This is a genomic window from Halomonas sp. TP35, assembly GCF_052375975.1.
Lineage (GTDB): Bacteria > Pseudomonadota > Gammaproteobacteria > Pseudomonadales > Halomonadaceae > Vreelandella > Vreelandella citrativorans.
In genome coordinates this window covers 1-19,762 of the sequence record NZ_JBQSUZ010000020.1, presented here as the reverse complement: position 1 = coordinate 19,762, position 19,762 = coordinate 1, and the positions used below count along the sequence as shown (strand labels likewise).

Sequence of the window (19,762 nt, the reverse complement as noted above, 5' to 3'; positions counted from 1 at the left end):
CAATGCGCTTTTGGATACAAATAAAAACGGACCTTAAAGGTCCGCTCTAAATAACTGAAAAAAACGATGGCTTCTATGCGAGCTGCACCGGGATGGCGTTGCTGGTATGGCTAACCTCGTTACCTTCTTGTAGGTAGACCAGAGCTGGCTGGTGCTGCTCAAGCTCGGCTTCCGAATAGTGGGCGTAGCTACAGATAATAATCCGGTGACCGGGGGCGGCTAAATGCGCCGCCGCGCCGTTAATCGAGATCAAACGAGAGCCTTCTTCGCCACGGATCGCGTAGGTGGTAAAACGCTCACCGTTTTCAACGTTATAGATCTGGATTTGTTCGTTTTCACGAATACCGGCCATATCCAGTAGGTCGCCATCAATGGCGCAAGACCCTTCGTAGTTAAGCACTGCATGGGTAACGCGTGCCATATGGAGCTTGGCTTTGAGCATAATCGTTTGCATAACAACTCCTGGTTGCGAAGCCTGCGGCTTGGCGATAAAGCGTAATGGATCAAGCGGGCAGCTGCACGCTGAGATTATCAATCAATCGAGCGGGACCTAGCCGAGCGGCGGCCAGTAATACCGCATCACGAGTGGTGGTGCTGACAGGCGTTAACTCAGGGGTACGAAGCTCAAGGTAATCGGGCGTGAAGCCCGCCTCGGCAAGTTCAATAAGCCCGTTCGCCAAAATGGTTTCTAGTGGCTCACCCTGCTCTAACGCGTCGCGCAATTCACACAGCGTGCGGTAAAGCGTAGGGGCTATCGCGCGTTCGGCATCGCTCAAGTAGCTGTTACGCGATGAAAGCGCTAGCCCATCGTCGGCGCGCACAATCGGTACGCCTATGATGTCAATCGGCATATGCAGGTCATGCACACACTTGCGAATAACGGCAAGCTGCTGGTAGTCCTTCTCACCAAAGCAGGCAACGTCGGGCTGTACCAGATTAAACAGCAGAGTGACAACGGTAGACACGCCGTCAAAGTGCCCTGGCCGTGAGCCACCGCACAGGCCCTCGCCCACGTCAGGCACGTGAACACACGTTTGTGAGGTTAGCCCATTGGGATAAAGCGCACTTACCGAGGGTGAAAAGAGCACGTCGCATCCGGCTGCCCTAAGCTTTGCCTGGTCATCGGCGAAGGTGCGTGGGTAGCCGTCCAGGTCTTCATTAGGCCCAAACTGCATGGGGTTTACAAACAGGCTGGCAACGACAATATCAGCGTGCTCACGCGCCTTGGCAACCAGCGCTAAATGCCCGGCATGAAGATTGCCCATGGTCGGCACGAGGGCGATTTGCTGGCCGTGCGTTCGGTAGTCGCGCAGGAGGCTGCGCAGGTCGTTGATCTCTCGCAATGTACGCATAGTCATGTGTCGTAAGGTTACGTCGCTAACGGGCAGGTTAGAAGCAGTGTTCGGGAGCTGGGAAGGTGCGCGTTTTGACCGCCTCGTGGAAGTCCTGAAAGGCGCCCTGAATATTGCCAGCATCTGCCATGAAGTTTTTCACAAATCGCGGCGGGCGGCCATGGGTGACGCCGAGCACATCGTGCATGACCAGAATTTGGCCATCGGTATCGGGGCCTGCGCCAATACCGATGACCGGTACATCAAGCGCGTCGGTAATGGCCTTGCCCAGGCTTGCCGGTACGCACTCCAGTAAAATAACCGAAGCACCCGCTTCAACCAGTACCTTGGCATCCTGCAGGATACGCTCTGCCTGGACGGTGTCTCGTCCTTGTACCTTGTAGCCGCCTAGCTGATAAACCGCCTGTGGCGTTAAGCCCAAGTGGGCGCATACGGGTACGCCGCGCCGCGTAAGTTCACGAATCCCCTCGGCCATCCAGGCTTCACCTTCGACCTTGACCAGTTCCGCACCAGCACGCATGAGGGCTGCGCCATCTTCCAGCATGCGCTGGGTAGAGGCGTTACTCATAAACGGCAGGTCAACCATCAACAGGCTATGGCCTTTGCCGCGTGCGGCACAGCGGGTGTGGTAGCAAATATCGTCGACTGTCACGGGGAGCGTGCTGGTATGCCCCTGGAGCACCATGCCGAGCGAGTCACCCACCAGGAGTACGTCGATACCGGCGTGGCTAGCCGCTTGGGCAAAAGAGGCATCGTAAGCGGTTAAGCAACTAAACGTTTCGCCAGCGCGCTTGTAGGCCTGTAGCGTGCTTAGAGTCACGGGTTTCATGGCATGCTCTCACTCGTCGTGGCCGCTGCGGCATGGGCAGCCGGCCGTTGTTAATATCACGATGTTGCAATGTTCTTAAATACGATTTTTGAAAACAGTTCTTAAAAACAGTTCTTAAAAACGGGTCTTGAACAATTGACCCTGAAAGACGAACCAGAACGTTAGTATGTGGGCTGGAAAACGATTGTTACCCGGTCCAGTGCTGTGTGTCGAGGTTAGGGTAGCAAGATAACCGCTTAGGCAGGGCCATCTTCGACTAAACGCTGAATGCCTGGTTCGGGGATTTGATTTAGCCATTCGCTTACCGGCTGCTGGCGAAGCGCCAGCGTTGCGTCCAGTTCAGCCAGGGGAGCGAGCACAAAGGCGCGCTCGTGCATACGCGGATGGGGAACGTTTAAGCGCGGGTAGGAAATTGTCTGCTGGTCAAAAAGCAGTAAATCCAGATCCAGCGTGCGTGGGCCCCAGTGGCGTAGCCGCTGGCGCCGGTGCTGTTGTTCTAACGCCTGTAGCTGGTCAAGCAGCGCCAGCGGCGAAAGGAGCGTTGTCAGGCTGACCACTGCGTTGACAAAATCTGGCTGGTCCTGGGGGCCAACCGGGCGGCTCGCGTAAAGTGAGGAGGTGGCCGTCAGCTGGCTCAAGGGCAGTAGGGCAAGTGCCGAAATCGCCTGGCGCACCTGCCTGATAGGATCATCAAGATTACTACCCAAGCCGATATACGTAAGCGATGTCGTGCTCATGCGTTGCTCACTTTTCCGATTTGTGCGTGGGTTTACGGCGCCGTTTGCGGCGGCGGTCGCCCTGGCTTGCCGGGTCGCCCCCAATTTTTTGTAGCAAGCGAAGCTGCTCATGCTCGTCGCCCTGCTGGAAGGCCGTCCACCAGTCGCCCAAACCGCGCGGGATTTCGCCCGCCTGCTCACGCAGCAGCAGTAAGTCGTAAGCGGCGCGGAAGCGTGGGTGCTCGCGGGTTTGGAACGCGCGCTTGCCACGTCGTAACGGCAGGCGTGCCTGTAGCTCCCAAATATCGCGCATGGGCATGCCAAAGCGTTTAGGGATAGAGGTATGTTCCAACTGACGCGATACTACCTCCTGCGCGGCCGTTTGCAGTGCCGGTATCGCGGGCATGCCTTCACTTTCAAGCTCGACCTGGCGATTGGCAACCGGGGCCCATAAGAAGGCGGCCAGCAGGAAGGCAGGCGTCACCGGGCGATCTTCGGCAATGCGCTTATCGGTATTGGCCAGGGCGAATTCAATGAGCTTTTCCGCCCATGCCGCATCGGCCATGGCCTCTTCCGACTCGGGAAAGAGCATGCCAAACAGGCCGTAATGGCTGAGCAGGCGGAAGGTTGCCAACCCATAGCCTGACATAAACATCTTAAGCACTTCATCAAATAGCCGTGCAGGCGGAATTTGCAGCAACAGCGGCGCAAGGTCGTACATCGGCGCTTCGGTGGCCGGCTCAATAGTGAAGTCGAGCTTGGCCGCGAAGCGAACGGCGCGCAGCATACGTACCGGGTCTTCCCGGTAGCGTGTGGCCGGGTCGCCAATCAGGCGCAGCGTGCGCGATTCAATATCACGTGCACCGTTGGCAAAGTCGTGAAGGCTGAAGTCGGCAATGTTGTAGTACAGCGCGTTAACGGTGAAGTCACGCCGTAAGGCATCTTCCTCAATGCTGCCCCATACATTGTCTCGCAGCAGCAAGCCGTCGTCCGACTGGTGAGCGATATTCTCGCCGTGTTCGTCTTGTGGCTTGCCACGGAACGTAGTGACTTCGATGACCTCGCGCCCAAAGCGGACATGGACAATACGAAAGCGTCGGCCAATCAAACGCGAATTGCGAAACAGGTCACGCACCTGTTCCGGCGTGGCGTTGGTGGCAACGTCAAAGTCCTTGGGCATTTTGCCAAGCAGCGCATCGCGAATACATCCGCCCACCAGGTAGGCGTCGAAGCCTGCACCGCTAAGGCGGTAAAGCACTTTTAGCGCAGCGTCGCTGATATGTTGGCGAGAAACAGGGTGCTCGGACCGAGGGATAATGCGTGGGCTGAGAGCGGTTTCACTCTCTTGGGGATCGAGCAGGGTTTTCAATTGCTCTCCCGGGCTATGTAAGAAACGGGTAAATCCTTTGAACATGCGGCGATATCGACTCGCAGGGTATCGAAAAAGTGACCGTGAAGTAAGCGGTAAGCCGATGAGTGTAGCCGACCCCTTTACGCTTGCAAAGCACCTCGGGCAGGTTTGCGAGCGCCTTACCCATTAAACGCGGAAAGGGGAGGCTAAAAGAGCCTCCCCTATAAAGCATTGAATCAGCGTCCATGCTGCTGTTTTTCTTCATGATGGCACATCGCCCTGAATACGCACCGCAGTCGATAGGCAGTATCCGACCGCCTCGTATTCAAAACAATAATCCAACCGCGAACTTTTCTTCCCCGACGTATTATTGTTGGTTCCGGGGGTGTACACACTCACTGCTATTATTCTTGTTGGGGCGCAGATCATTTGGTGTACGTCGCGTCCATTTTGGGCACTTGCTACCTGTTGTTTTTATTAGCTGCGCTTATTGTGCTTAGCGCCAGCAAGTCATGAGATTGAAGCCTGTTGTTATTATTAGTGCTGTTATCTCACCTGGCCTTGTTGTTTTTGTTATGGCTCAGGTTGGGGTGGTGTCATGTTGTTTTTGTTAGCGACCCACCGCTCGGCCCAGTTTATTTTTCTTACCCAGTAATACTGCACTCGTCGTGCCACTTGTTGAAATGTTTATTTGTTTCAATCGCTTATGATTATTTTTTATTTTGAGGAACTTCGGTAACAGATAAGTGTTACCGTTTTTGGTCCGGTTTTTTAAGGGCGTTGTGTGGGTAGGTAACAATGATTGGGTAACGCAAATTCGGTTATTTTTTATTTAAATCAGTATAGTAGACGATGGTCGTAAGCATTTGGTGTGAGGCGTTCGCAGGTAAGCGTGCAAACGGCGTCAGTTAGGACGCCGAGCGGTTTTTTTACGCGGTATACCGAGCCGCTGGCGCCGTTCCCACAGGCTTTTACGGCTAATGCCCAGTTTTTGAGCCAGCTCGGTTTCACTCATCAGGTCCTGATGCTCAAGCACAAAGTGCTGGAAATAGTCTTCCAAAGAGAGATCATCCTCATCCTCCGCTGGCGTGCTCTCCTCGCTGGAGGACGCCGCTGAACTCGCCTGTGAATGGGCACGAGGCGGTGCAGGTGCCAGCCCGAGATCGTCCGGGTGAATCAGATGGCCTTCGGCTAAAATCACGCCTCGCTCCAGGGCGTTTTCAAGCTCACGAACGTTACCTGGCCACGGGTAATCACGCAGGTCCTGACGGGCGGCCCTTGAAAGCCGTAGGCCGGGGCGCTCGTGACGCGTGCACGCTTTATCCAGCAAGATATCGGCAATCTGGAGCACGTCGTCTTCGCGTTCGCGCAGCGGGGGGAGCTCGATCTGCATCACGTTTAAGCGGTAGTAAAGGTCCAAGCGAAATTCACCACTTTTGGATAATGCCCGCAGGTCGCGGTGGGTTGCGGCAATCAGGCGGACATTAACGTGGCGGGTTTCCACAGAACCAATCTTGCGGATTTCTCCCTCTTGTAACACACGTAGCAGGCGTGCCTGGGCATCAAGGGGCAGTTCACCAATCTCATCAAGAAACAGCGTGCCCTGGTCGGCGGCTTCCACCAGGCCGGTGCGTGATGCGCTGGCGCCGGTAAACGCGCCTTTCTCATGGCCGAACAGTTCAGACTCAATCAGCGTTTCGGGAATAGCGGCACAGTTAACGCTGATCAGCGGGGCGTTGGCGCGCTTGCTTTGTTGGTGAATGGCCCGTGCAACCAGCTCTTTGCCGGTACCTGATTCTCCTAAAATCAGCACGGTCACATCGGCTGGCGCAGTTTTGCGGATACGCGTATAGACCTGTTGCATGGCCGCGCATTCGCCAATCATCATCTGCTGGCTGCCACCATCACCGGTAATTGCAGGTGGCTCGCCATGCTGCATCGACTGCTGATGCAATATACGCTCAATGGTCTCCAGCATTTCAGTATGGTCAAACGGCTTGGCGATATAGTCGACGGCGCCCTGTTTTAAGGCATCTACCGCTGAGCGCATGCTGGCATAGCTGGTCATGATCAGCACCGGCGCGGGAGCAGCAGCGCCAATCAACGTGGTGCCAGGCTCGCCCGGCAGTCGCAGGTCACTGATGATGAGGTCGAACTCAGGAAGCGTTAGTTGGCTGGCCTCTTCAACGCTGCCTGCTTCGCTGACGGTATAGTCATGACGCTCAAGCAGGCGCTTTAGCGCACTGCGAATAATCGCTTCATCTTCAACAATCAGAATCCTGGGCATAGGGTCGCTGGCCATCCTGTTGGTAAAGCGGCAGCCAAAGCGTAATGGCCGTGCCGCGAGGCTCATTGGGCGGCGGCGAGGCCACGTCTATTCTGCCTTGGTGCTCGTTGATAATTTGATACGCAAGCGACAGCCCAAGTCCCGTGCCTTCGCCTGCAGGTTTGGTCGTGGTGAAAGGCTCAAACAAGTGGTCACGCACGCGAGGATCAATCCCCTGGCCGTTATCAGTCACTCTCCACCAGGCACTGCCTGCCTGCTGCCCTGCGGTAATCACCACTTGGCCGCCGGGCATGCAAGCGTCCCTGGCGTTGCTAAGCAGATTGACCATCACTTGGGTTAAACGCTGAGCATCCCCGCGCACCACAAGAGCATCAGGGCACGCATTGGTCAACGTTACATCCTCACCCGAGCGCGCCAGGTGGATCAAGTTTAATGCGTCTTCGCTCAGCGTGTTAAGCGCCACGGGGGACGCAGGCGGCGGGCCAGACTGGCGGCCGCCATGCGCAAAGCCGACTAGCGAGTTCACAATGGTCGTTACGCGCCGGGTTAGCTGCTGGATCTGATCCGCAGTCTCTAGCAGAGCGGGGTCATTGGTATCGTAGCGTAAATTTTGCGCCAGTGACGAAATCCCGGTAATCGGGTTGCCAATCTCGTGGGCAACGCCAGCTGCCAACTGGCCAATAGAAGCCAGGCGGGCGGCATGTACCAACTCATCTTCCAGCCACTTCATCTCGGTGTGGTCTTCGACCAACACCACGCTGCCGCCTCGGCTGTCGTGGCCGCTAAGCTCAGCTTTATGCAGGGTAAGAAAGTAATCCTTGCCGTGCAGCGATACCGCCTGCTTATAAAGCGGCGTGTGGGAGGCTAGCAAGACGTTGCCCAATAGCTCAGGCCACGGCGCAGGTAAATTATCGCAGCGCGCGCCAATCACGCTTTCGCCGCTGATGCCGGAGAGCTGGGAAAGCGCCTGATTCCACATCAAAAGCTCTTTGTCATCGCCAAATACGCACAGGCCAACAGGAAGATAAGCTAGTGTTTGGCGGTGATGGCGGCGCAGTCCGTCAAGCTCTCGGGCAAGCCCGGTCAGGCGTGAACGGTAGGCTTCCAGGCGGCTCTCCACAAAGTGGATGTCGTCCGTTACCGGGACATCGTCATGGCGGTAGGGCAGGTAGCGGTCGACAATATCACGTGCGACCGAAGGCCCCATTAAGCCTGACAGGTTGGCCTGAATACGGTCACGCAGGCGGCGCAGTGCGTAAGGGCGTCGTTCTTGTGGTGTGAGCTTAAGCGCTTTTAATGCTCTGGACACTTCTCGCTGGGCGGCTTCATCGCCGATCGCTTGAGCCAGGTGAGTAGAAAAGTCAGCAGCGGTGGCAGCCTCCAGCGGTAGTCGTTTGGAGCGGATAACGGCATCGACGGAGCACGCTTCGGCTGCCGATTTTTCGCCCTCAGAAATACGTGTAAACAGCGAAATAACAATCAAGAGAACAATGTTGGTAGCCAGTGATACCAGCGTTACCGTGTACCAGGGGGGCGCACTGTCGCTCATCAGGTGAGTGAAGGGCAGTGCGGGTGTCGGGAACGTGAAGATAAGCGGTAGCCAAAGCCCCCAAAGCCATAGGGTGACACCTGCGATAAGGCCAACAACCATGCCTTTGCGATTTGCGCCTGGCCAGTAAAGCAGTGCCAGCATGCCGGGCAAGCACTGCGCCATACCCACAAACGATGCCATGCCCAGGGTAACGAGGTCGTGATGGCGCCCGACCCCCTCATAAAATAGCCAGCCGCTAACAATCACGCCGACCACCAAGGCTCGGCGTAGCCAGAGTAGCCAGCCATAAAGGTCGCTACGCGCTTCGGGCGGCCTGGCCACCAGCACAATATGGTTGAGCATCATGCCGGATAGCGCCAGGGCGATCATGATCATCGTACCGCTGACAGCGGCTAGTCCGGCCAGAAAAGCCAGCGCTTTGACCCACCAGTGTTCGCTGATCATATACACCGCGTAGGCAGTGACCGGAAGCTCGTTATTGACCGATTGAGCGGCCCACCAGATAAGCGGTATAGGCAAGGCCATCAATAACAGGTAAAGCGGTAATGTCCAGCTGGCCTGAAGCAGGGTGTGGCGTGACAGGTTTTCGGAAAAGGTAATATGAAATAGATGGGGCATCATGAACGCAGCTGCAAAAAACAGCAGTAACAGCGTGCGCCATTGAGCGTCATCCAACTGATAGGTTGCCTGCTGGGCTTGTAGGCCCGGCCCCTCAAGCCAGCGTTGTAAATCATTGGGTCCATCAAAAACAAGCCATAAGGCCACCGCTCCCAGGCACAGCATGGCGAGTAGTTTGATCAGAGACTCAAGCGCCAACATGCTGATTAACGGATCCTGGCGCGTATGGCTATGCCGGGCTCCGAACATCACGGCGAGTACCGCAATCAGCCCACAAAATAGCAGTGCGACCGCAGAACTATAGGCACTGCCGGTGAGCCATTGAATAGCGCTGCTCAAGGTTTGAACTTGAATGCCTAACAATGGCAGCACGGCCAAAAGACTGATTAACGTGACCAGCGAGCCTGCCCAGCGCGAACGAAACCGAAACGCAAACAGATCCGCGAGTGAGGTGAGCTGATACGTGCGGGTAATCCTCTGGATAGGCACCAGCAGGACCGGAGCAAGTAGAAAGGTACCGGCCGCGCCCAGGTAGTAAGCCAAGTAGCCAAACCCTGCCTGGGCCGCAAGTTCAACGCTGCCATAAATTGCCCAGGCGCTGGCATAAACGCCGAGTGCGAGGGTGTAAACGATGGGGTGGCGGGTAACGTATGTAGGCAACCAGCCGCGCTCAACGGCGACGCCACAGCTAAACATCAGCCCCAGGAAGCCCAGGCCGAGCAGTAAAACGCCGGTTAACTCAACGCTCATCTAACTTCCTTTTTTGCTCAAGCCATAGCGTGAGCGCAATCAACACGCCCCAGATAGCGAACGGGCGGTACCAGGCCGTGCTCGGATTGCTCCAGCCGTCCATTAATAACGGAGAGAGCAAATAACCGCCAAACACCAAAAACAGCATGATGCGATAGACATACATGGAGAACTCCTTACGGCGAGCGGCGATGTTCGGTGGGGGAAAGGCGCTCAATCGCCCAGTTTGCCACTGCCCAGTGTAGCTGGCTGGCGGGAGGTTCTGTGGCCAGAGCTGCCGGTGGTGCTTGGTCAAGCGCTTGAAGCGCCTGAAAAAGCTGGCGCCGCATGCCGTCCTCATCCTCGGCAAGCGCCGGGGCCAGGTTCTGTTTTGAAAGCTTTTGGCCGTCTGGGGTGACGACCAGTGGCAAATGTAAATAGCGCGGTTCTGGAAGCTTCAAAGCACTTTGAAGCTGACGCTGCCAAGGGGTGTTGTCGAGTAAATCGAGCCCACGAACCACGTCGGTAATACCCTGCTCGGCATCGTCAACGACGACCGCCAGTTGATAAGCCCAAAGGCCATCCTTGCGCTTAAGCACTACGTCACCCAGCGCTACTGGGTCAAACTGCTGCGCGCCAAACAGACGGTCCTGCCAGACAATCGGGCGCTTAGCCAGGTCACTGCGTAACCGCCAGGCAACCGGCTTACCCGGCTCCCTTAACCCGTCACGGCACCAGCCTGGATAAATAGCATGCGATTGCCACTGTTTGCGTGAGCAGCTACAAGGATACGCCAAGCGCTGATCAATGAGTTGATCCAGCGCTTGTTGATAAGCGTCATGGCGGTTGTGCTGCCAGCACAGCGTTTCATCCCACTGTAAGCCAAAGCGTTCCAACTGGCGCAAAATGGTGGCGTCTGCCCCTTGGGGGCAGCGCGGTGGGTCGATATCTTCAATACGCACCAGCCAGCGCCCGCCAGCGGCACGGGCATCCAGATAGCTGCCGAGCGCTGCAACAAGCGAACCAAAATGCAAAGGCCCTGAAGGAGTGGGGGCAAAGCGCCCCCGGTAGCTGGTAGAAGACATCATAAAAACCTTTACCCAAAACAAAAGCGGGCACCCAAAGGTGCCCGCTTTCAGCGTTAGCGTACCAAGGGGTTAAATAACCGGCTTAGCCGCCAAGCTGTTTTTCTTTAAGTTCCGCCAGGGTTTTGCAATCAACGCAAAGGGTGGCGGTAGGACGGGCTTCCAAGCGGCGAATACCGATTTCAACGCCGCATGCTTCGCAGAAGCCATAATCGTCGTCGTCAATATTTTCGATGGTTTCGTTGATTTTCTTGAGCAGCTTGCGCTCGCGGTCGCGAGTGCGCAGTTCAAGGCTAAAGCCTTCTTCCTGCGTTGCCCGGTCGGCGGGGTCGGCGTAGTTGTTGGCGTCTTCCTGAAGGTGGCGCACGGTGCGGTCCACCTCTTCCATGAGGTCTTGCTTCCAGTCCAACAGCAGCTGACGAAAATGCGCCAACTGCTTATCGTTCATGTACTCTTCACCCGGTGCCGACTCATACGGAGTGAAGGACTTGGCCGCTTCCGGTTTTTTTTCCGCTACTGGCATGGGATTGCCCCTTACGTATATGACTGCTGATTGATCATGAGCGTATGCCACGATCTCACGCCAAAGGGATGCTTGTTTAGCTGAAAAACTCCCGCTTTGCAAGCATAATGGTGCGTTTGCGACTATGGTCCTACCGTTTGTACGACCCATGTCATGCTTTTATTCTATTAGGTGGAGGAGCCGTTATGGCCTGGAATTCGCGAGTCAGCCACGTGGCGCCCTTTCGTGTGATGCACTTGCTGGAAATGGCCCAGACGCGGGAGGCAGCCGGGCATGATGTGATTCATTTGGAGGTCGGTGAGCCTGATTTTGCCACGCCTGAGCCGATCATTGCGGCAGGCCAACAGGCCTTGGTACGTGGCCAGACGCGTTATACTCCCGCCGCCGGGCTGCCTGCGCTGCGTGAAGCTATCGCTGACCACTATGCTGAACACTTTAATGCTGACGTGGATCCTGCCCGAATTCTGGTTACACCGGGTGCATCCGGCGCGCTGCTGCTAGCAAGCCAACTGCTTGTAGAGGGCGGTGATCGGGTACTGATGACGGACCCCAATTATCCGTGCAACCGCCATTTCATGGCGTTGGCAGGCGCTGAAATTGACGCGGTTTCCGTGGGGCGTGAGAGTGGCTGGCAGTTGGATGCTGGTTTGGTCGAGCGGCACTGGCGTGCTGAAACTCGGTTGGCCATGCTGGCCTCGCCCTCCAACCCTACTGGGCACACCTTGAGTGCTGAGCAGCTTTCTCAAGTGCTGGACGCCGTGGCCATGCGCTCGGGCGAAGTGATCGTTGATGAGATATATCAAGGGCTCAACTACGACGATGTTCCACTGTCTGCGACATCACTTTCCAGTGAAGCGTTTGTGGTTAACAGCTTCTCAAAATATTTCGGGATGACCGGCTGGCGCCTGGGCTGGCTGGTCGCGCCGCAGCGCGCGGTTGAGCCCTTGACCCGGCTTGCTCAGAACGTCTTTCTGGCGGCTTCTACCCCTTCTCAGCATGCAGCGCTTGCCGCTTTCACTCCCGAGTGCCGGGCGATTCTGGAGCAACGTCGTGAAATTCTCGCCGAGCGCCGTCAGGTATTACTTGATGGGCTGGCGACGCTCGGCTTGGCGCCCGATTTACCGCCTCAAGGCGCGTTTTATCTCTGGCTGGATATCTCGCGCTATAGCCGCGATAGCCAGGTATTTTGTGAACGGCTGCTGGAAGAGGAAAATGTAGCCATTACCCCCGGTATTGATTTTGCCGTGCGCGGTGGCGAGCACCATGTGCGGATTGCGTTTACCAATGACGTTGCTCGGCTTGAGGAGGCGGTGGCGCGGATCACCCGCTTCGTGGGGCGGCTATGACACTGGCCTCTTCGCTGCATTCTCCGTTGCATTCTCCGTTGCATTCCCCATTGCGTTATCCGTCACTGGTGCCCGGTACGCTGCTGCGCCGCTACAAGCGTTTTTTTGCCGATGTGCGCCTGGACGATGGCCGAGAAGTGATAGCGCACTGCCCCAATACCGGGTCGATGAAAGCCGTCAATGTGCCCGGCTGCCGAGTGTGGCTGTCACCCAGTGATAACCCCAAACGTAAGCTTTTATGGACATGGGAGCTCATTGAACTGCCCCAGCCCGATGGCAGCGTGTCGTTGGCATCAGTTCATACGGGGCGAACCAACCGGATTGTCGAGGCGGCGCTCAGCGCTAACCAACTGGAGGCGCTCGCCGGTTATGCCTGCCAGCGTCGTGAGGTAAAGGTAGGGGAATCGCGGCTTGATTTTCTGCTTGAGGACCCGGTTAAAGGGCGTGCGTACATTGAGGTCAAACAGGTAACCCTCAAAGAGCTGGATGGATACGGTTATTTCCCCGACTCGGTAAGCGTGCGTGGGCTTAAACACCTGCAGGCGTTAAGTGCATTGGCCTTGCAGGGTGAACGGGCCGTGCTGCTGTTTTGCATTGCTCACGAAGGTATTAATGATGTCGCACCCGCTGCGCATATCGACGCCGCCTATGCGGCAGGGCTTGAGGCGGCGATTGCCAGCGGTGTTGAAGTGCTCGCGTATGGTACGAGCACCCAGTGGAGGGAGGGTGTTCCGGTCAGCGTAACGCTTGCGCGCACGCTGCCGGTTCGCTTAACGGCGACGTACGCGGAAGATGGCGATCTCGCCGAAGAGGTTGGGCCACCACTTTGAGGTCCAGTGCCCACGGCGCTCGCCCACACCCACGGCGCGGTCCACGATCACCAGGCCCTTTTCACGGCACAGTTGCTCGAAGTCGTTAAAGGTCGACAAGTGGATGTTGGGTGTGTCGTACCAGGCGTGAGGCAGCGACTTGGAGACCGGCATGTAGCCGCGTAGGCCCAGGTAGACGCGGTGACGCCAGTAGGCAAAGTTGGGGAAGGTGATAATGCCTTCGTCAGCGACGCGCAGCATCTCATCAAGCATTTTGTCGGGGCGGCGCAGCGCCTGGAGTGCTTGGGTCATGATGACCTGGTCGTAGCTGTGATCGCAAAAGCTGGCCAGCCCGTCGTCCAGGTTGTGCTCTATCACGCTGACGCCGCGTGCCACGCAGCTGGCTATACCATCTGGGTCGATCTCCAGACCGTAGCCAGTTACGCCCTTGTCGCGGGCCAGGCTCTCCAGAAGCTCGCCATCGCCGCAGGCGAGGTCCAGCACGTGAGCCCCTTTGGGCACCCAGTCGTAAATCAGTTCAAGGTCGGCGCGCATCAACGGATCTCCTCCAGGCCTAGCTCACGAGCAGTACGGTTCATAAAGGCGCTGAACAGCGCTTCATAACGTGGCTCCGGTAGCAAAAACGCATCGTGCCCATGGGGCGACGCAATATTGGCGTAGCTAACCGACTTGCCTGCACGGGTAAGGGCATCGACCAGCTCACGGGAACGGGCGGGCGGGAAGCGCCAATCGGTAGTGAAACTGACAATCAGGAAAGGGCACTGTGCAGGGGCAAGCGCTTTGGCCAGGTCGCCGTCGCAGGTGGCGGCCGGGTCAAAATAGTCCAGCGCCTTGGTCATCAAGAGATAGGTATTGGCATCAAAGGCGGTGGAGAACGCGTCGCCCTGGTAGCGCAGGTAGGATTCGACCTGGAACTCAACATCGAAGCCGAAGTTAAGGTCGTCGCTTCTAAGGTCGCGCCCGAACTTACTGCCCATGGCGTCTTCTGACAAGTAGGTGATATGCCCCACCATACGCGCCAGTTTCAGCCCGCGCTTGGGTACGGTATCGTGTTCGGCGTACCAGCCGCCGAAGAACTCGGTATCCGAGCGGATGGCCTGACGAGCTACTTCGTTAAACGCAATGTTCTGCGCTGAAAGCCGGGGCGTTGCGGCAATCACCACGGCATTTGCCACTCGCTCAGGGTAGGTTATTGTCCACTGCAGTGCCTGCATGCCACCGAGGCTTCCGCCTACGGCTGCCGCCCAGCGCTCAATCCCCAAGTGGTCGGCCAAGCGCGCCTGGCTTGCGACCCAATCACTGACCGTGACCATGGGGAAGTCTGGCCCCCACTGGCGACCGGTTTCAGGATTGTGGCTAACCGGCCCGGTGCTGCCGTGGCAGCCGCCCAGGTTATTCAGGGAAACCACAAAGAAGCGATTGGTGTCGATCGATTTACCTGGCCCAATGTGCGCATCCCACCAGCCGGGCTTGCGGTCATTCTGGCTGTGATAGCCCGCCGCGTGGTGATGGCCGGAAAGCGCATGGCAAATCAACACCGCATTGCTGCGTTCGGCGTTTAACGTGCCGTAGGTCTCATAGATCAGCTCATATTCCGGAAGCACTTTTCCGCAGGCGAGGGCAAGTGGCGTGTCGAACTGCGCAATATGAGGCGTGACAAGACCAACGGCGTCCGTTGGTCGGTCAGCAAAGGCAAGCGTGTCTGAGTCGGGCATCGAAAGCGTTAGTCCTGCAAAATGGGTTCTTCTGAATAAAGCCGGGGGGAAGCGGGGCTAAAAAAATCTTAAAGCCCTACCAGGGCCCCTGAAATGCCGGCAGCACGGATCAGAGAGCCAGCCACCAAGCCATCAAGAAGATTGATGGCAATAAAGACCACGATGGGAGACAGGTCGATCATTCCCAGCGGTGGAATTACCCTGCGTACCGGCGCCATGATGGGCTCAACCAGCTGCATGACCAGTAGTGCGCCCGGGTGGCTGGCATTCGGAGCAACCCAGCTCAAAATGATCATCACAATCAGAGCGAAAAAGTAGATCTTTAAGATCGCATTGGCAATCGCCGCCACCCCTGCAATTAGCAGCCCGGCAATGGGCGGGATGCCAATGCCGATCACCATGAAGATAGCCACCATGCTCACTACTTTCAGCACAAAGCCTGCGGCGAGTGTGGCAAGGTCGAAACGGCCTGCCACAGGGCCTAAAAAGCTCTGGAAAGGCCTTACGACAGGCTGGGTGATCTTAACCACCGACTGACTTAGCGGGTTGTAGTAGTCCGCCCGCGATGCCTGCAATAAGAATCGCAGCATAAGTAAAAATAAATAAATGTTGATCAGTGAGTTAACTAGCGTTAACCCGGCGCTACCCAATTGACTGCCCATTGCTGGTGTCTCCGTTACGTTAGATGATTCAGTGGCTGCTTAATTCACGGGCCATTTCCTGGGCGCGCTTGGCACAGGCTTCCATGGCATCGGCAATGGTAGTGCGCAACTGCGCCTCTTCCAGATGATGAATCGCGCGTTCAGTAGTGCCGCCAGGCGACATCACGTTCTGCTTAAGCGTGGCAGGGTCTTTGTCACTCTTCTGCGCCATGGTGGCGGCGCCCAGCGCTGTTTGGATGGCCAGGCGGCGTGCCGTTTCAGCCGGTAAGCCAAGCGTTACGGCAGCCTCTTCCATGGCCTCAAACATTAAAAAGAAGTAGGCCGGGGCGCTGCCCGAAACCGCCGTTACCGCGTCCAAAAGCGACTCTTCTTCCACCCACTCAACAATGCCGACGGCGTTCATTAGCTGAGTGGCGATATCGCGCTGGGTATCGCTCACGGCTGAATTGGCGAACAGGCCGCTGGCGCCGTATCCCACCAACGAAGGTGTATTGGGCATGCAGCGGACCAAGGCGTTATTGCCCCCTAGCCACTGGTCGATGGTCGCGGCGTCCAGGCCTGCTGCAATCGAAATCACCAACGGGCGTTGTTGCTGAATAGTCTCCCGCAGCTCTTCACATACCACCCGCATGATCTGTGGCTTAACGGCCAGAACCACCACGTCTGCGTGACTGACGGCAACGTTGTTGTCGGTGTGGATATTAATACCCAGGCGCTCTTTAACCGGCGCAAGCTCGCTGCTGCTGGGGGCGGTGGCGGTAAGGTCCGTGGGCGCAGCACCGCTGTCGATAAGGCCGCCGATAATAGCGGTCGCCATATTGCCTGCGCCGATGAAAGTGATCTTATTTGTCATGTGCGTGTCCTTTGTTATGAATTGACTGCGCCGCGCGCACCGAAAATAGCGGTGCCTAAACGTACCAGTGTGGCACCTTCCATCACGGCGGCTTCAAGGTCATCACTCATGCCCATTGATAGCGTGTCTAATGGGGCCTGAGGCAGCGTTGTCTGTAGTTCTGTCAGCAGATGACTTAGTTCGGCTAACGGCTTGCGCTGCGCCTCTAGCGTGTCAGCTGGCGCGGGAATTGCCATTAAACCGCGCAGCCGTAACCGGGGCAGTTGGGCTGCCTCATAGGCCAGCGCCTTAACGTCTTCAGGTATAACCCCCGATTTAGACGCCTCACGGCTAATATTAACCTGTAAACATATATTTAACGGCGCTAAATGGCTTGGGCGCTGCTCGCTGAGCCGGTTGGCAATTTTTAAGCGATCAATGCTATGTATCCAGTCAAAGTGCTCTGCCACCGCACGGGTTTTATTTGACTGTAGCGGACCAATGAAATGCCACACAATGTCGTTCAGGTCAGCGAGCTCGATCTGCTTGTCTAATGCTTCTTGCAAATAGTTCTCGCCGAACGCCCGTTGACCAAGCGCATAAGCTTGGCGAATCAGGGAGACTGGCTTGGTTTTGCTCACCGCCAGCAGCGTTGCGTCATTTAAAGGGCGCTTGGCCTCTAAAAGCGCCTGATGCAGACGTTCTCGCGCTTGGGCGAGCGATTCAGGAAGCGCGATGTCCATCATACTCAAGCACCTTACCGCAGTTGGAAGTGATAGGGATATTACCGAACTGCGCGCACCCTCGGCAAAGTAGAATGCGTTCGAAAGGTCTCTTTTCGCTAATAAAGATCAGCAGCTTCCGCCGCTTGGCACTTAGCGTGAGTAAATGCCCCCCAATACGCGCAGGCCGCTGGCGCCAGTGACCGAGGGTAAATTGCCAGGTAAATGGTGCAAGCGCTGATGGGCAAACCAGGCAAACGCACCTGCTTCAATCCAGTCTTCTGGCCAGCCGTAAGCCGATGGGGAGGTAAACGTGGCGTTAGGTAGGTGATGGGCTAGGCGTGCCATTAAATAGGCGTTATGGGCGCCTCCGCCGCAGGCGATTAGGGTCGCGGGTTGGTTGTCGGGTAATAAGTGCTTAATGCCTTCGGCCACGCTGATCGCTGTTAGCTCGGCAAGTGTGGCCTGCACGTCTTCGGGCGACTCTGTGCCGGTAAGGTGCTGCTTGAGCCACGTTAAGTGAAAAAGTTCGCGCCCGGTGCTGCGCGGCGGCGGTTGGCGAAAGAAGGGCTCGGTGAGAAAACGCACCAAGAGAGCGCTATCTACCTGGCCGCTTTTGGCCCAGGTGCCGTTTTGATCAAACCGGCTGGGGTAATGTTTCGCAAACCAGGCATCCAGTAATACATTAGCCGGACCGGTATCAAACCCCAGTGCCGGCTGGTCTGCATGGCGCGGCAACCAAGTGACGTTGGCAATCCCGCCCAGGTTAAGGATGAGCTGCTCTACCGTCTGTCTGCCGAACAGTGCCTGATGAAAGGCGGGTGCAAGCGGGGCTGCCTGACCGCCTGCCGCCAAGTCGCGGCGGCGAAAGTCGGCGACGACAGTACAGCCAGTCAATTCCGCCAATAGGCTTGGATTATCCAACTGCAGCGTGTAGGCAGGGCCGCCGCTATGTCCGTCAGGCGCATGCTCGATGGTTTGGCCATGACTGCCGATCGCACTAATCTGGCTGGGTGAAAGATCCTGCTGGGCCAAGAGTGTGTTAATAGCCTGCGCCTGAAGGTGGCAAAAGGCATTTTCTGCCAAGGCCAACTGGGCGAAACTTACCTGCTCTGCGTTACATAGCGTTAATAGTGCGCTGTGCAATGCTTCCGGCATGGGCTCGGCATGGGTGGCCACCAGCCGAGGCGGGGCGGTGGGAGTGATCGCAATAAGCGCTGCATCAATACCGTCAAGGCTGGTGCCTGACATTAAACCCATATAATAAAGCGTGGGAGCAGTGGGGAGCGTTTTCATAAAGCAGTATCCAAGGCGGTGCGAAGGCTCAACCAGGTCGGGCAGGCATGGTAACATCGTCGGCTATTGTTCATCTGTATGCCCAATGGGGCAACGTTTAGAGTGGAGAGAGGCAATGAGTGAGGTGGATCAGGCTTTAGCGCTGTTGGCGCGGGGTACGCATGAAATCCTCGTAGAGGACGAGCTTAAAAAGAAGCTGGCCTCCGGGCGCAAGCTGCGTATCAAAGCTGGTTTTGACCCCACAGCCCCTGACCTGCATTTGGGGCACAGTGTGCTTCTGACCAAAATGCGTCAATTCCAGGACCTGGGGCATACCGTTATTTTTCTGATCGGTGACTTCACTGGACGTATTGGTGACCCGACGGGTAAGAACATCACCCGCAAGCCACTGACCGAAGCCGATGTGAAAGCCAACGCGGAAACCTATAAAGAGCAGGTTTTCAAGATCCTTGATCCTGAAAAGACCGAGGTGCGCTTTAATGCGGAGTGGTTTGGCGAGCTGACCGCCGCCAAGATGATTGAGCTGGCCGCACAAAGCACCGTTGCGCGTATGCTTGAGCGGGATGATTTTGAAAAACGCTATAAAGCCAATCAACCTATCGCCATTCATGAGTTTCTGTATCCGCTGGTTCAGGGCTATGACTCTGTGGCGCTGGAAGCGGATATCGAGTTAGGCGGCACCGACCAGAAGTTCAACCTGCTGATGGGGCGTGAAATTCAAAAGCACTTCGGTCAGGAGCCTCAAGTCGTTATCACCATGCCGCTGCTGGAAGGTCTTGACGGCGTGCAGAAGATGTCGAAGTCGCTCGGTAACTACGTGGGCGTTGATGAAGCACCGGGTTCCATGTTCAACAAGCTGGTTTCAATGCCCGATAGCTTAATGTGGCGCTACTTTGAGCTACTGTCGCTGAAATCCAACGAAGAGCTTGGTGCGCTTAAGCAGAGCGTTGAGCAGGGTGCAAACCCGCGTGATGTGAAAATGGAACTGGCGCGTGAGCTGATTGCTCGCTACCACGGTGAAGAAGCCGCCGCTAATGCGCACAAGTCAGCGGGTAACCAACTGGCCGATGGCGAAGTGCCTGATGATCTGCCAGAAATAGCAGTGGATTTTGAAGGCGCTGGTCAAGCGCCCATTGCTGCCGTACTCAACCGTTCAGGCCTTACCAAAAATAGTGCCCAAGCGAAAGACATGCTTAAGAACGGGAGTGTTAAGGTTGATGGCAACGTGGTTGCGCAGGACACTATGTTGGCAACGGGGAAGGTCTACGTTATACAGGCGGGCAAGAAACGTTACGGCCGTGTGACGCTTGTTTGAAG

19 protein-coding genes are annotated in these 19,762 nt (G+C 56.6%); 3 read left to right on the top strand and 16 right to left on the bottom strand.

Annotated elements, in window-relative coordinates:
- Positions 1 to 73 precede the first annotated feature (73 nt).
- From panD to dksA, 10 genes are all read right to left on the bottom strand, one after another.
- The gene (panD, locus tag ACT3RU_RS16440; RefSeq protein ID WP_087108680.1) at positions 74 to 454 is read right to left on the bottom strand and encodes an aspartate 1-decarboxylase; all 381 of its coding nucleotides are present in this window, start codon (positions 452 to 454) and stop codon (positions 74 to 76) included.
- Between the two features lie 49 nt (positions 455 to 503).
- Entirely contained in the window at positions 504 to 1,352 is an 849-nt protein-coding gene (panC, locus tag ACT3RU_RS16435) for a pantoate--beta-alanine ligase (RefSeq protein WP_192528383.1), read from the bottom strand.
- A gap of 37 nt (positions 1,353 to 1,389) precedes the next feature.
- Complete coding sequence (gene panB / locus ACT3RU_RS16430) at positions 1,390 to 2,181, bottom strand: 3-methyl-2-oxobutanoate hydroxymethyltransferase (RefSeq protein WP_192528382.1); 792 nt, start codon at positions 2,179 to 2,181, stop codon at positions 1,390 to 1,392.
- 236 nt (positions 2,182 to 2,417) lie between these two features.
- Positions 2,418 to 2,918, bottom strand: coding sequence for a 2-amino-4-hydroxy-6-hydroxymethyldihydropteridine diphosphokinase (folK, locus tag ACT3RU_RS16425; protein WP_192528381.1), 501 nt, complete (start codon positions 2,916 to 2,918; stop codon positions 2,418 to 2,420).
- A 7-nt stretch (positions 2,919 to 2,925) separates the two neighbouring features.
- Positions 2,926 to 4,311: a polynucleotide adenylyltransferase PcnB gene (gene pcnB / locus ACT3RU_RS16420; RefSeq protein WP_192528380.1), complete on the bottom strand. Its 1,386-nt coding sequence runs from the start codon at positions 4,309 to 4,311 to the stop codon at positions 2,926 to 2,928.
- Positions 4,312 to 5,152: 841 nt separating this feature from the next.
- Positions 5,153 to 6,535, bottom strand: a complete 1,383-nt coding sequence (locus tag ACT3RU_RS16415) for a sigma-54-dependent transcriptional regulator (protein ID WP_192528379.1) — start codon at positions 6,533 to 6,535, stop codon at positions 5,153 to 5,155.
- Positions 6,513 to 9,455, bottom strand: a complete 2,943-nt coding sequence (locus tag ACT3RU_RS16410; RefSeq protein ID WP_192528378.1) for an ATP-binding protein — start codon at positions 9,453 to 9,455, stop codon at positions 6,513 to 6,515. The genes ACT3RU_RS16415 and ACT3RU_RS16410 overlap by 23 nt, the downstream gene beginning before the upstream one ends.
- Positions 9,445 to 9,621, bottom strand: a complete 177-nt coding sequence (locus ACT3RU_RS16405) for a hypothetical protein (RefSeq protein ID WP_172117580.1) — start codon at positions 9,619 to 9,621, stop codon at positions 9,445 to 9,447. The genes ACT3RU_RS16410 and ACT3RU_RS16405 overlap by 11 nt, the downstream gene beginning before the upstream one ends.
- A gap of 10 nt (positions 9,622 to 9,631) precedes the next feature.
- Positions 9,632 to 10,522, bottom strand: a complete 891-nt coding sequence (gene gluQRS, locus ACT3RU_RS16400) for a tRNA glutamyl-Q(34) synthetase GluQRS (RefSeq protein ID WP_192528377.1) — start codon at positions 10,520 to 10,522, stop codon at positions 9,632 to 9,634.
- 82 nt (positions 10,523 to 10,604) lie between these two features.
- Positions 10,605 to 11,042 (bottom strand): RNA polymerase-binding protein DksA, encoded by a 438-nt coding sequence (gene dksA / locus ACT3RU_RS16395; RefSeq protein WP_087108663.1) that lies wholly within the window; start codon positions 11,040 to 11,042, stop codon positions 10,605 to 10,607.
- A gap of 185 nt (positions 11,043 to 11,227) precedes the next feature.
- On the opposite strand from dksA, the gene ACT3RU_RS16390 reads away from it, so the two are divergent.
- Together ACT3RU_RS16390 and sfsA are read left to right on the top strand one after the other, a co-directional pair.
- Positions 11,228 to 12,388, top strand: a complete 1,161-nt coding sequence (locus tag ACT3RU_RS16390) for an aminotransferase class I/II-fold pyridoxal phosphate-dependent enzyme (RefSeq protein ID WP_192528376.1) — start codon at positions 11,228 to 11,230, stop codon at positions 12,386 to 12,388.
- Entirely contained in the window at positions 12,385 to 13,218 is an 834-nt protein-coding gene (sfsA, locus tag ACT3RU_RS16385) for a DNA/RNA nuclease SfsA (RefSeq protein WP_192528375.1), read from the top strand. The genes ACT3RU_RS16390 and sfsA overlap by 4 nt, the downstream gene beginning before the upstream one ends.
- Here sfsA and metW read toward each other — a convergent pair.
- The 6 genes from metW to ACT3RU_RS16355 form a co-directional block, all read right to left on the bottom strand.
- Entirely contained in the window at positions 13,159 to 13,752 is a 594-nt protein-coding gene (metW, locus tag ACT3RU_RS16380) for a methionine biosynthesis protein MetW (RefSeq protein ID WP_192528374.1), read from the bottom strand. The genes sfsA and metW overlap by 60 nt on opposite strands.
- The gene (gene metX, locus ACT3RU_RS16375) at positions 13,752 to 14,933 is read right to left on the bottom strand and encodes a homoserine O-succinyltransferase MetX (RefSeq protein WP_087108655.1); all 1,182 of its coding nucleotides are present in this window, start codon (positions 14,931 to 14,933) and stop codon (positions 13,752 to 13,754) included. The genes metW and metX overlap by 1 nt, the downstream gene beginning before the upstream one ends.
- Positions 14,934 to 15,001: 68 nt before the next feature.
- A complete protein-coding gene (locus tag ACT3RU_RS16370) occupies positions 15,002 to 15,595 on the bottom strand; it encodes a YggT family protein (protein ID WP_087108653.1) in 594 nt (197 codons plus the stop codon).
- A gap of 28 nt (positions 15,596 to 15,623) precedes the next feature.
- Entirely contained in the window at positions 15,624 to 16,448 is an 825-nt protein-coding gene (gene proC / locus ACT3RU_RS16365) for a pyrroline-5-carboxylate reductase (RefSeq protein ID WP_192528373.1), read from the bottom strand.
- A 14-nt stretch (positions 16,449 to 16,462) separates the two neighbouring features.
- A complete protein-coding gene (locus ACT3RU_RS16360) occupies positions 16,463 to 17,173 on the bottom strand; it encodes a YggS family pyridoxal phosphate-dependent enzyme (RefSeq protein WP_192528372.1) in 711 nt (236 codons plus the stop codon).
- Between the two features lie 129 nt (positions 17,174 to 17,302).
- Positions 17,303 to 18,445, bottom strand: a complete 1,143-nt coding sequence (locus ACT3RU_RS16355) for an anhydro-N-acetylmuramic acid kinase (protein WP_192528371.1) — start codon at positions 18,443 to 18,445, stop codon at positions 17,303 to 17,305.
- Between the two features lie 115 nt (positions 18,446 to 18,560).
- On the opposite strand from ACT3RU_RS16355, the gene tyrS reads away from it, so the two are divergent.
- Positions 18,561 to 19,760, top strand: a complete 1,200-nt coding sequence (gene tyrS / locus ACT3RU_RS16350) for a tyrosine--tRNA ligase (protein WP_087108645.1) — start codon at positions 18,561 to 18,563, stop codon at positions 19,758 to 19,760.
- Positions 19,761 to 19,762: the final 2 nt, after the last annotated feature.